The sequence below is a fragment of the Aggregatibacter sp. genome, from assembly GCF_057314075.1.
Genome location: NZ_DBHLAR010000011.1, coordinates 205045 through 216738 on the forward strand (window position 1 = coordinate 205045; position 11694 = coordinate 216738).

The window sequence follows — 11694 nt, forward strand, 5'->3', positions numbered from 1 at the left end:
CTTTTATTTATTTCCAATTAATGTTTGGCACGACTGCCGTGGCAATGTTTGTATTTTTTACCGGAACCACATGGACAAGGTTCATTACGGCCGATTTTATGGTGTTCTTCCACTGTATTTTGAGCGCTTTGTTCATCCTGTGATTCTTCATTGTGATACTGCATTGCTGCCGCCTCGCGTTGCGCCAATTCTTGACGTAAACGTTCTGCTTCTTCCATTTCCTCTTGTGTGCGAACTTGGACGCGACTTAAGGTGGTGACCACGCTTAATTTCAAGGCATCCAACATTTCGGTAAACATTTGGAAAGACTCTTTTTTGTACTCTTGTTTCGGATCTTTTTGTGCATAACCGCGTAAATGAATACCACGGCGTAGGTGATCCATCGCAGATAAATGTTCTTTCCAAAGTTCATCTAGAGTTTGCAACATTACGCCTTTTTCAAAATTGCGCATGGTTTGTGCACCGGCCAATTCTTCTTTGCGTTTATATTCATCAGTAGCCGCTTGAATAATACGCTCACGCAAGGTTTCTTCATGCAGATGATTGTCTTCATCCAGCCACTTGCTGATAGGTAAATCCAGCGCGAAATCTTGTTTTAAACGTTGTTCCAATGCCGGCACATCCCATTGTTCTTCCAGTGATTGTGGTGGAATGTATTGATCGATAATGCTGTTGAATACGTCCTGACGAATCACATCGATAGTTTCAGAAATATCGTCATTTTCTAACAATTCATTGCGTTGTTCATAAATCGCATGACGTTGGTCGTTTGCCACATCATCAAATTCGAGTAAGTTTTTGCGTCCATCAAAGTTGTGCGCTTCGACTTTTGCCTGTGCAGAGGCAATCACTTTAGCTAATAATTTAGACTCCATGGCCTCGCCAGGTTGACTGAAGGCTTTGCGCATCATGTTAAGTTTGCCTTCATTGAGGTAAATACGCATTAACGCATCGTCTAGGGATAAATAGAAACGGGAAGAACCTGGGTCCCCTTGACGACCGGAACGACCGCGCAATTGGTTGTCGATGCGACGGGATTCGTGGCGTTCAGTACCGATAATGTGCAAGCCACCGGCTTGTTTTACAATGTTATGGCGTTCTTGCCATGCGGCTTTGATCGCCTCGATTTGTTCCGGCGTTGGATTTTCCAGTTTATCCACTTCCGCTTTCCAGTTACCTCCCAACACGATATCTGTACCACGCCCCGCCATGTTGGTGGCGATAGTGACGGCTCCCGGATACCCTGCATTCGCGACGATTTCCGCTTCTTGTGCGTGGAACTTGGCGTTCAACACATTATGCTTAATGCCGGCTTTATTCAACGCATTGGAGAGTAATTCGGATTTTTCAATGGAGATTGTTCCCACTAACACCGGTTGGTTACGTGCCACACAATCTTTTATGTCCTCAATAATGGCGTTGAATTTGTATTCTTCTGTTTCAAACATCACATCAGTGCGATCGTCACGGATCATTGGACGATTGGTCGGAATGACCACGGTTTCTAAGCCGTAAATTTTTTGGAATTCAAAGGCTTCCGTATCCGCCGTACCGGTCATCCCCGCTAATTTCTCGTATAAACGGAAGTAGTTTTGGTAAGTGATAGAGGCGACAGTTTGGTTTTCGCTTTGAATGCGAACCCCTTCTTTGGCTTCGATGGCTTGGTGTAAGCCGTCCGACCAACGACGACCTGCCATCGTACGACCGGTGTGTTCATCTACGATAACAATCTCGCCATCTTTTACAATGTAATCCACATCACGTTCAAATAAGGTATGAGCGCGAAGTGCCGCCATAACGTGGTGTAACAAAGAAATTTTAGACGGTGAATAAAGGGATTCGGTGTCTTTCATGAACCCATGTTCAATTAACCATTGTTCACATTTTTCTTGCCCACGTTCGGTCAAATAAGCTTGTTTGGTTTTTAAATCCAACGTGTAATCGCCGGTACCTTGATATTCTTCGGTATCTTCTTTGTCTTGTTTAATTAAGACAGGAATCAATTTGTCGATAGCAATATACAGTTCGGAGCTGTCTTCTGCCTGACCGGAAATGATTAACGGTGTACGCGCTTCGTCGATTAAGATGGAGTCCACTTCGTCCACTAATGCATAGTAGAGATCTTTTTGAAAACGCTCTTGCGGGGCGTGCGCCAAGTTGTCACGCAAATAGTCAAAACCTAGTTCGCTGTTGGTGGCATAAGTAATGTCTGCGGCGTATGCTGCGCGTTTTTCTTCCGGTGACATACCCGGCACGTTTACGCCAACAGTCATCCCCAAAAATTCAAATAATGGACGATTAGTTTCCGCATCGCGGCGGGCAAGATAGTCATTCACGGTAACCACATGCACGGCTTTGCCCGGTAATGCGTTCAAATAGCATGGCAATGTCGCAGTTAAGGTTTTCCCTTCACCGGTACGCATTTCCGCGATACAGCGACTGTTAAGCACCATACCACCGATAAGTTGAACGTCGAAATGACGCATACCAAGCACACGTTTACTGGCTTCACGCACAGTAGCAAATGCTTCCGGCATTAAACTTTCCAAGGTTGCGCCTTGTGCTAAGCGCTCACGGAATTCCGCCGTTTTGGCTTTGAGTTGTTCATCGCTTAACGCTTCGTATTCCGGTTCAAGTTTATTAATTTTGACGACGATTTTATTGAGGCGGCGCAAAACACGGTCGTTACGGCTGCCAAAAATTTTGGTTGCAATAGTTCTAAGCATAATTCTTTCTTTTTTAAAAACAGATAAATGAAATCGTTTAATGATATTAAACGATGGCGTAAATGAGATAGTCGAGGTTAAATCAATGCAGGCCCGGCGCGAATTGGTGCGTTAGGCATAAAAGGCGAACGCGTAAAGTGCGGTTCGTTTTGCGAGAAAATTTCAACCGCGGGTAATACATGTTGCGGTTGGTATTGTTGCTGGCGGGTTTGTTGTAATAAAGACACCGCCGTTAAAATTTGAGGCGCATTTTGCTGTTGCGTATTTTGATAGTTTTCATTACCAACAGCGGCAGGATAATTCAGTTCCTGTGTAGCGGGCAAAACAAAAATCGCCAGCATGCCGAGGAGCAGTCGCGACCAAAAATTGTGTTTGCTTTTGTTGGAAATAATCATAGGGATTTCACTATCAAAAAATTGTCGGTATTGTAGCGGAATTTCGCTACAATGTCATAAATATTAGGGCAGAGAAGCGGAAAACAAGGCAATGCGTTATCAAAAACCGATCAACATTCACACCTTATTGCAAGATTCGCCATTAGCGAAAATGATGCAAAAAGGTGTTCGACTAAATGCATTAAATCAGCAAATGAAAGCGTTCTTTCCCGCGGAATTTGCCGGGCTGTATCGTATTGCCAATATTGAACAACAGAGTTTGCGTATTGAGGTGGCCAATGCTATGGTTCGCCAAAGTTTTTTGTTTCGCCAACAGGCATTATTGGGCGTTATTCAGCAGCATTTGCCGGAAATTACCGAATTAATTTTTTACATTAACCCTGAATTTCGTTCTGAGTCATAAAAGTGCGGTGTCTTTTTCAAGTATTTTTACGGAGATGAGATGAAAATAGGGAAGTTAGCCAAAGCAGTTGGCTGTAGTGTGGATGCCATTCGATTTTATGAACAAAAAGGCATCATGCCACGCCCGTTGCGTTCTGCAGGTGGTTTCCGTTTATACACGGACGAACATTTGCAGCGCTTGTCATTTATTTGTTATTGCCGATCTTTGGATATTTCCCTAGAAGAAATCAAATTGCTCTTGAGTTTGGACACTGCATCGGAACAACAAAAAACAGAAATTAATCAATTACTCGATCGGCATATTCAAGATATCGCCAAGCATATTCACCGATTACAGCATTTGCGCATGAATTTGTTACAGTTAAAACAGCAATGTGGTGAGTCTGAGCAGCAGAATTTACTGCAGATCTTGCAACGTAGCCATGCGAAATTCAGACCGATAAAATAATTTGAAACGCCATAAAAAAGCACCGCACTTAGTAAAAAGTGCGGTGCTTTTTTTATTTATTTTTTTAGCCGATAACTTGCGGGAGAACACCGGCTTGAATCAGGAATGGGATAACGATGATTAAAATCCCAATAAGCAAAGCGACAACCAGTGCGAAGTTTCCACCGGCAACGCGATAAGGTAAATTTTTATGTTGTTTTCTTGTGCGCCATGCTAATCCGATAGGCAAAATCAAACAGTAGAAAGCACACAGTAAACCGGCATAACCTAATGCCGCCAAGAACCCATTTGGATAGAACAGGGCGAACAGCAACGGCGGAATAAAGGTGGTGATGGTTAAGCTGATTCTGTTTGCCGGCATTTTGGCACGTTTGAATAAATCGTTGAGCCCTTCAAATAAACCTAATGCCACGCCCAAGAAAGAGGTGATTAAGGCAAGAGAGTAAAAGACGCTTAATACATTACTCAAACTGCCGGTCAGGGCTTTAGTGGCGTTGATTAAGCCGGTGAGCGTTGGGTTGTCTTTTAACACGGCAACAAATTCACGTTGGCTTAAAATGCCGTGAGTCGCAAGCTGCCATAATAAGTAGGCAACTAATGGAATGGATGTGCCAATAATAATCGCGTTTTTAAAACGTTTTACATCGCCGTCTAAGTAGCTATTGATGCTGCCCATGACGACATGGAAACCGAAAGAGGTAAAGAAAATCGGTGCGGCGGATAAAATCAACGCATAATCCAATGGTTTTTCCATGAGGTTTTCAAGGCTGATGCGTGGCAACATCATGGCTAATACAAGAATGAAGATGATGATTTTACCGGAAAAGAGTAAACGGGTAATGCCATCAACGCCGCTAGTACCAATAACCACGAAGGCACCAAGAAGCACAGTGAAAGCAAGAATCGAGATTTTTAGCGTGTTGTCATTTGAACCGAATAAATCTGTCGGTAATACGTTAGCTAATAATGAGCCACCGCCGGTCATATAGGCAGCCGATAAGGCGTAAAGGAGAACAAACAAAGAGACCGTAGAAATGACGCGCCCTGGCATGCCGAAGTATTTTTCTGCTAAGGTGGCGACACCGTCATCTTTACGTTGTGCGGTTTGATACACTTCCACGAACAACAATCCGCTGTAAGCGAGAAGTAACCAAAGCCCGAACAACAAGGCGGCAGTAAAGCCGAAGCCTATTCCGGCAGAGGTTAATGGCATGGCTAACATGCCGGCGCCAATAGAGGTTCCTGCGATAATTAAGGCACTGCCTAATGTTTTATTTTTTAACAACATAAAAAATCCTAAAAAGTAAACGAGTAGGTGACATAAAATAACCCTATACGACCTATAAATAAATAGCTTTTATACAAAGTGCGGTCAGATTTTTGGGTGTTTTTAATAGCATTATAAATTTCGATCATCGACACCGATATAAAGGTAGTTCCCTTGCTCATCACACAGGCTGCGAAATCCTACGTTGATAATTTGATAACCTTGTTGTACCGGCGTTGCATATTGAAAATTTTCGTGGTGATGGCCGTGATAAATTTGTTTGACGCCCATTTTCTCGGCAAGTTGATTGATAACGGCAAAACCTGATGGATGCGGTTTTGGCGCTTCATGACAAATCAAAATGTCGGCTTGCTGTTGCTCTAATACTTCAATATCTGAAGGGAAAATCGAGGTGCGGTGACGTAATGGCACACCACCGCGCCATATTTTTTCTTGTGAACAATATTGGCAATAGTGAATCGGATCAAAGAAAAGCGGTTTATTCGGAGGCATCCAGATTTGTCCGCGAAACACGCCACCAAGTCCGGCAATGCGCTTTCCTTGAATTTCTTGTACCCGACCGTGCAGGCTGCGCGTATGCCATTCTGTTCCCCAGAGGGATTCAAAGGCCGCAACGGTTTTACTATCATGGTTGCCGTGAATAAACCAAAGATCTGCATATTGCGCCAGTTTCTCCAATGGTTCCGGGGTGGTGAGTTGTAAATCGCCAAGAATGACCAATGCCACATCCTTTTGTGCTTTTATAAATGGATAAAGGTGGTCAAAACTGCCATGGGGATCGCCTGCAAATAAAATCATATTCTCTCTAATTTAAAAAATGGAATGCCCATGCTCACTATTGAGTTCGGGGAGTTCTTCTTCATTGAGTATCTTTTCAACGATGGCTTTGACTTGATTGTAACGGTCTAAATAACTCGGTGATTCAATTTCAATGTAAGGCACTTTGTATTTATCTAACAATTTTTTGAGTAAATGTTGAAAACGTTGTCGTTGTTTCTGGCTGCCTAAACTGCGTAAACCATCGTCCACCCATTGGGTATTATTGTTTAGCAAAATGGTCACATCAAAAGGGTATTCTTTAATCATGGAATCCAAAAATGGATGCGCTTTACCTTCATACTGAATACAAAATGCCTGTGTTGTAATAAAGTCCGTATCAATAATTGCCACTTTATGTGCATGACGCACAGCATAGTCAATGTAGCGTTGATGTCCTAATGCCATTTGCGGATAGTCGGAATATTGCATCGCTTGTTCATCACCGCCCAGTTGTTCAAAGACGAATTCGCGACCATATTCCCACGCCGACGTGGTGTTAAATACGGTGGCAAGTTTGCTCACCAATACGCTTTTTCCGCTGCTTTCGCCGCCCAAAATTGCAATGGTTTTAGAGAAGAATGGGCGTACTTCTTTCGGAATGAATTTCCAATAATGGAACGGTTTGTTGCGAATTTTTGTAGCGGAAATATTAAAAAATTCTCGTTCAGGATCGACCAAAGAAACTTCTAGATTTAAATACTTTTCATAAGGGGCTTTGTCTTGAATTTCGCTACTGAATACGATGCTAGGTTCAAATCCTTTTTCTTTAAATAATTCCTTCACGCGTTCAGCCCAAGCCGGCCAACCATTTGGATAACTTGGTAAACCATCTTCAATTAAGTGATGAATGAAAATTTGATTCTTTTGATACTTAAAAATTTGTTGCATCCAACGCAAGCGATCTTGCACTGTTGGCATGCGCTTCATTTTGCTGTCATAAAATAGTTTTAAATCGCGCTCTGTGTCGCTACACACAATAACATGTACTTCATCGACCTTACTGAACGCTTCATAAATCATATTAATATGGCCGGTATGCACGGGATAAAACTTACCGAAAATAACACCGACTTTTTTATGGTTAGGTTCCGTAATTTGTAGTACACGATGGATCGCACTGAGTTTATTGGCGCTAGGGTTTTTAATTTTTCCACTTACTAACTGATTGAAATAAGCGCGGGTGATATTGGCGCGTTGGCAAATATCATTGACCTTGAGGTTTAGTTGTTTACGTTTTTCTTGTAAATAATAAAAAGCGGACATACTCATCTCCTTATGAAAGAAAGCATGGGCAAAAGTGCGGTCGAGATTTATCGTGTTTTTACGCAAGTAGTTTAATGATGAAGATGCGTGAATACAGGAATATGTTGTATAACATGCACTATTTTTGAGGAATCTAGCATAGATGCCTCAATTTGGTGGATGATTTGCGCTATTGTATGCAAATCAGCTCTAAATAAAAACATTTTTTCTTCATTTGCTTTGCGCTATACTGTGCCCGCATTCTCAGGGCAGGGCGAAATTCCCTACCGGTGGTAAATATGTTTAAACATAAAGCCCACGAGCGTTTGCCTTTATAGGCAAAGTCAGCAGATTTGGTGTAATTCCAAAGCCGACAGTAAAAGTCTGGATGAAAGAGAATTTTAGCGACTTAATTTATTAGGTTGCTCTTGTTGTTATATGCGATTTGTATTGGCAGCACTCCCTCATCAGCCCTGGTTCTGGTATCTCAAGTTTTAACGAAGGAATTTACTATGAATCAGTCATTATTATCCCAATTCGGCACCGCAGAAGAACGCGTTATTAACGCAATCAATACCTTTAAACAAGGACATGGCGTGCTTGTTCTTGATGATGAAGATCGTGAAAATGAAGGCGATCTGATTTTCCCGGCAGAAACCATTACTCCCGAACAAATGACGATGTTAATTCGTTATGGTAGCGGCATTGTGTGTTTATGTATTACGGATGAATTGTGCCAACAATTAGCCTTGCCACCAATGGTGTCTGATAACACCAGTGTGAATAAGACGGCGTTTACGGTGACGATTGAAGCGGCGAAAGGCGTGTCCACCGGTGTTTCTGCAGCAGATCGTGTGACAACGATTAAAACAGCGATTGCCGATGGCGCAAAACCGGCAGATTTACACCGTCCGGGCCATGTGTTTCCATTACGTGCGGCAAATGGTGGTCTGCTGGAACGTCGCGGACATACAGAAGCGTCAGTTGAATTAGCGCGTCTTGCCGGTTTTAAACCTGCCGGGGTGATTTGTGAAATCACAAATGATGATGGCACGATGGCAAGAGCACCACAGATTGTGGAATTTGCGAAAAAGTTCGGCTACGCGGTGGTGACAATTGAAGATTTAGTTGAGTATAAATTACAACAAAAATTGTGATGAATCTTTGATGGAAAGTGCGGTGGGTTTTAGAAACGTTTTTAAAACCCACCGCACTTTTGTTTTGGGTTATTTTCCTTTTTTCACCCAATAGCGATAAGGTATTTGATCTGTTTCGCTATGTAGCAACGTATGATCCATGAATTGGCAGAAACTAGGAATATCACGAGTTGTTGCCGGATCATCGGCAAGCATTAACAGTATGTCGCCTTCTTGTAAATGGCGAATGTGTTTGCGTATCAACATGACCGGTTCCGGGCAACGTAAGCCAATAGTATCAAGTGTTTGAGTGATTTTGATATTATCCATCTTTGCTATTTATTAGGAAAAATTACGGGATATAATACAGAAAGTATGATACAAAATCAGCAAAATTCCTTAAGCGCATCAAACGTATGATTGAATACCGAATTCCAAAAAGTGCGGTAGATTTTTCCGAAGAAATTAAAAAAAGCCGCTTTATTACTTATTTGCAACATACGGAAGGCTTAGAGCAAGCAAAAGCGTTTTGGGCGGAAATTAAGGCATTGCATCCAAGTGCGCGTCATTGGTGTTGGGCCGCTGTTGCCGGTAGTCCAAATGATTCTCAACAATTTGGTTTTTCTGATGGCGAACCGAGCGGTACGGCCGGAAAACCAATGTTAGCCGCGTTGCAAGGGAGTGGATTGGGTGAAATCAGTGCGGTGACGGTGCGTTATTATGGCGGTATTTTGTTGGGCACCGGCGGATTGGTTCGCGCTTATAGTAGTGGGGTTCAACAAGCATTAAAATTGTTGGAAACTGACACGAAAGTGAACTATGCACATTATGAAGTGCGGTGCGATTATCCACAGATTAGCGGACTGCAGGCGTTATGTGAGCACCATGCTGTGTTGATTTTGGAACAAGATTTTCAGGCGCAGGTTACGTTACGTTTGGCGATTCGCCTGGATAAATTCATATTTTTTCAGCAAGCGTTAACGGAACGATTCGCAGGGCAGTTAGGTTTAGTAAAAATAGAATAAGAGAGATTTTTAGTGCATTTTTTATCCATTTTACGCATCGTCGGGATTTTAGTGATGTGCTTTTCCTGCACCATGTTATTGCCTGCATTTGTCGCGTTATTATACGGTGATGGCGGCGGTAAAGCCTTTATTCAATCCTTTGTGATGAGTGCGATTGCCGGTGCGATTCTTTGGTGGGTCTGTCATGAACATAAGGAAGAATTGCGCTCGCGGGAAGGTTTTTTAATTGTTGTGGCTTTTTGGGTTGTTATGGGAAGCCTCGGTGCCATTCCTTTTATTCTCTCTGATAATCCTGATTTAACCGTATCTTCCGCCTTTTTTGAAGCTTTCTCCGGTTTAACTACCACGGGCGCAACAAATATTGTTGGGTTAGATAATCTGCCGAAAGCAATTTTGTTCTATCGCCAGTTATTACAATGGCTTGGTGGGATGGGGATCATTGTATTAGCAGTGGCGATCATTCCTTTATTGGGAATCGGTGGTATGTCTCTTTATCGGGCGGAAATTTCTGGTCCACTCAAAGAAAATAAAATGCGACCACGTATTGCCGAGACTGCTAAAGCATTGTGGCTTATTTATGCTTCTTTAACTCTACTTTGTGCCTTTGCTTACTGGCTTGCAGGCATGTCAACTTTTGATGCGATTAGCCACAGTTTCTCTACCGTTTCTATCGGTGGTTTTTCGACACATGATAGCAGTATGGCGTATTTTAATAGCCCGGCCATCAATCTTATCACGATTGCTTTTTTACTGATTTCTGCTTGTAACTATGCGTTGCATTTCAATGCTTTTTCTAATCTTGGTAAAAAAAATATTTTTGTTGGCTATTTTCGCGATCCGGAATTTCGTTTCTTCATGTTTATTCAGATTGCTTTAGTGGCGATCTGCTTTTTTATATTGTTAACCAATCATCATTTTGATGGAGCTTTGAAGAATTTTGAACAAGCTGCCTTCCAATCCGTATCGATTTCAACAACAGCGGGTTACACCACATCAAGTTTTGAACAATGGCCATTATTTTTGCCTATTCTGCTTTTATTTACTTCTTCTATTGGCGGATGCGCAGGTTCTACAGGTGGTGGTTTAAAGGTTATACGAATTTTGGTTCTTTCATTACAAGGAAAACGTGAACTTAAACGATTAGTTCATCCTAATTTAGTATACCCTGTCAAACTGGGTAAACGGGTTCTTGATGAGCGGGTGATACAAAGTATTTGGGCATTCTTTTCTGCCTATTTACTGGTTTTTTTGGTGTGCTTACTGGGAGTTATCAGTTGTGGTGTTGAAACGTTTGATGCGTTTAACGCGGTTATTGCCTGTTTAAATAACCTCGGACCAGGGCTTGGTTCGGTGAGTAGCAATTTCGTCAGTATTCCCGATAGCGCCAAATGGATCCTCACTTTAACTATGGTTTGTGGACGCTTGGAAATTTTTTCACTATTAGTCTTATTTACACCGGCATTTTGGAAATCCTAATGAAAACACTTATCTTATATTCCACTCGTGATGGACAAACTAAAAAAATAGCCAACTACATTGCAGGAATTATTCACGAAAATGTTGATGTGAAGTCAATTACTGATATGTATGACTTGGCTAATTATGATCGCATTATTATCGGGGCCTCGATCCGTTATGGGCATTTTAATAAAGCGCTTTATAAGATGTTGGAAAAACACACCGCACTTTTGAACCAAAAAAATACAGCTTTCTTCGGGGTAAATCTGACTGCACGAAAACCTGAAAAGTCAACACCAGAGACGAACGTTTATGTACGTAAATTTTTACAGCGTATTACCTGGAAGCCGACAATGACAGCCGTATTTGCCGGTGCGCTATTTTATCCACGCTACAGTTTCTTTGATCGTATTATGATTCAGTTCATTATGCGAATTACGGGAGGCGAAACAGATCCGACGAAAGAGATTGAATATACGGACTGGCAAAAAGTGCGGTTATTTTCTGAGGCATTTTTGCATCTTAAATAAGCGAATTGTGTTTTTTCTAATCTATCGATAAGAAAATGCAAAAAAATTGCTTGATCCATTTATCTTGAACCCTATAATACGCCTCCGCACCGCAAGGGAGAAAAATAAATAAATTTTTCTTGACGATAAATGGAAACTTTACTTATAATTCGCAACCTTGCTTATGCAAATGTTCTTTAACAATCAATCAGACAAACTGTGTGGGCACTTGAAGATTTGGTTTTA

General features: G+C 41.9%; 12 protein-coding genes and 1 riboswitch. Of the genes, 6 read left to right on the forward strand and 6 right to left on the reverse strand.

What is annotated here, in order from left to right; genetic code table 11:
- Positions 1 to 17 precede the first annotated feature (17 nt).
- Together secA and secM are read right to left on the reverse strand one after the other, a co-directional pair.
- The gene (gene secA / locus ACO5E4_RS08465) at positions 18 to 2726 is read right to left on the reverse strand and encodes a preprotein translocase subunit SecA (protein WP_485862730.1); all 2709 of its coding nucleotides are present in this window, start codon (positions 2724 to 2726) and stop codon (positions 18 to 20) included.
- A gap of 77 nt (positions 2727 to 2803) precedes the next feature.
- Positions 2804 to 3121, reverse strand: a complete 318-nt coding sequence (gene secM, locus ACO5E4_RS08470) for a secA translation cis-regulator SecM (protein WP_109128815.1) — start codon at positions 3119 to 3121, stop codon at positions 2804 to 2806.
- Positions 3122 to 3212: 91 nt separating this feature from the next.
- Between secM and ACO5E4_RS08475 the strand changes: the two genes are divergently transcribed.
- Entirely contained in the window at positions 3213 to 3524 is a 312-nt protein-coding gene (locus ACO5E4_RS08475; RefSeq protein ID WP_485862731.1) for a DciA family protein, read from the forward strand.
- 39 nt (positions 3525 to 3563) lie between these two features.
- Positions 3564 to 3971, forward strand: coding sequence for a MerR family transcriptional regulator (locus ACO5E4_RS08480; protein WP_485862732.1), 408 nt, complete (start codon positions 3564 to 3566; stop codon positions 3969 to 3971).
- 64 nt (positions 3972 to 4035) lie between these two features.
- Here ACO5E4_RS08480 and ACO5E4_RS08485 read toward each other — a convergent pair whose 3' ends face one another.
- The 3 genes from ACO5E4_RS08485 to nadR form a co-directional block, all read right to left on the reverse strand.
- The gene (locus ACO5E4_RS08485) at positions 4036 to 5259 is read right to left on the reverse strand and encodes an aromatic amino acid transporter (protein ID WP_485862733.1); all 1224 of its coding nucleotides are present in this window, start codon (positions 5257 to 5259) and stop codon (positions 4036 to 4038) included.
- Positions 5260 to 5370: 111 nt separating this feature from the next.
- Complete coding sequence (locus ACO5E4_RS08490) at positions 5371 to 6057, reverse strand: metallophosphoesterase family protein (protein ID WP_454906739.1); 687 nt, start codon at positions 6055 to 6057, stop codon at positions 5371 to 5373.
- A gap of 12 nt (positions 6058 to 6069) precedes the next feature.
- A complete protein-coding gene (gene nadR / locus ACO5E4_RS08495; protein ID WP_109859745.1) occupies positions 6070 to 7341 on the reverse strand; it encodes a multifunctional transcriptional regulator/nicotinamide-nucleotide adenylyltransferase/ribosylnicotinamide kinase NadR in 1272 nt (423 codons plus the stop codon).
- Positions 7342 to 7576: 235 nt separating this feature from the next.
- Positions 7577 to 7724: riboswitch (FMN riboswitch) on the forward strand.
- Between the two features lie 108 nt (positions 7725 to 7832).
- Between nadR and ribB the strand changes: the two genes are divergently transcribed.
- Positions 7833 to 8477 (forward strand): 3,4-dihydroxy-2-butanone-4-phosphate synthase, encoded by a 645-nt coding sequence (ribB, locus tag ACO5E4_RS08500; protein ID WP_212510024.1) that lies wholly within the window; start codon positions 7833 to 7835, stop codon positions 8475 to 8477.
- A 69-nt stretch (positions 8478 to 8546) separates the two neighbouring features.
- Here ribB and tusA read toward each other — a convergent pair whose 3' ends face one another.
- A complete protein-coding gene (gene tusA, locus ACO5E4_RS08505) occupies positions 8547 to 8786 on the reverse strand; it encodes a sulfurtransferase TusA (protein ID WP_485862734.1) in 240 nt (79 codons plus the stop codon).
- An 86-nt stretch (positions 8787 to 8872) separates the two neighbouring features.
- Between tusA and ACO5E4_RS08510 the strand changes: the two genes are divergently transcribed.
- Genes ACO5E4_RS08510 through hemG form a run of 3 tightly spaced genes read left to right on the forward strand, consistent with a single transcriptional unit; the run spans position 8873 to position 11469 of the window.
- Entirely contained in the window at positions 8873 to 9481 is a 609-nt protein-coding gene (locus ACO5E4_RS08510) for a YigZ family protein (RefSeq protein WP_485862735.1), read from the forward strand.
- 12 nt (positions 9482 to 9493) lie between these two features.
- Positions 9494 to 10957 (forward strand): TrkH family potassium uptake protein, encoded by a 1464-nt coding sequence (locus ACO5E4_RS08515; protein WP_485862736.1) that lies wholly within the window; start codon positions 9494 to 9496, stop codon positions 10955 to 10957.
- Entirely contained in the window at positions 10957 to 11469 is a 513-nt protein-coding gene (gene hemG, locus ACO5E4_RS08520; protein ID WP_485862737.1) for a menaquinone-dependent protoporphyrinogen IX dehydrogenase, read from the forward strand. The genes ACO5E4_RS08515 and hemG overlap by 1 nt, the downstream gene beginning before the upstream one ends.
- The last annotated feature ends 225 nt before the right edge of the window (positions 11470 to 11694 follow it).

Bases quoted from the DNA above. Each gene is read 5' to 3' on its own strand.
- nadR (WP_109859745.1), bottom strand. From the start codon at position 7,341: ATGTCCGCTTTTTATTATTTACAAGAAAAACGTAAACAACTAAACCTC.
- secM (WP_109128815.1), bottom strand. From the start codon at position 3,121: ATGATTATTTCCAACAAAAGCAAACACAATTTTTGGTCGCGACTGCTC.
- secA (WP_485862730.1), bottom strand. From the start codon at position 2,726: ATGCTTAGAACTATTGCAACCAAAATTTTTGGCAGCCGTAACGACCGT.
- ribB (WP_212510024.1), top strand. From the start codon at position 7,833: ATGAATCAGTCATTATTATCCCAATTCGGCACCGCAGAAGAACGCGTT.
- ACO5E4_RS08490 (WP_454906739.1), bottom strand. From the start codon at position 6,057: ATGATTTTATTTGCAGGCGATCCCCATGGCAGTTTTGACCACCTTTAT.
- ACO5E4_RS08485 (WP_485862733.1), bottom strand. From the start codon at position 5,259: ATGTTGTTAAAAAATAAAACATTAGGCAGTGCCTTAATTATCGCAGGA.
- ACO5E4_RS08475 (WP_485862731.1), top strand. From the start codon at position 3,213: ATGCGTTATCAAAAACCGATCAACATTCACACCTTATTGCAAGATTCG.
- tusA (WP_485862734.1), bottom strand. From the start codon at position 8,786: ATGGATAATATCAAAATCACTCAAACACTTGATACTATTGGCTTACGT.
- hemG (WP_485862737.1), top strand. From the start codon at position 10,957: ATGAAAACACTTATCTTATATTCCACTCGTGATGGACAAACTAAAAAA.
- ACO5E4_RS08510 (WP_485862735.1), top strand. From the start codon at position 8,873: ATGATTGAATACCGAATTCCAAAAAGTGCGGTAGATTTTTCCGAAGAA.
- ACO5E4_RS08480 (WP_485862732.1), top strand. From the start codon at position 3,564: ATGAAAATAGGGAAGTTAGCCAAAGCAGTTGGCTGTAGTGTGGATGCC.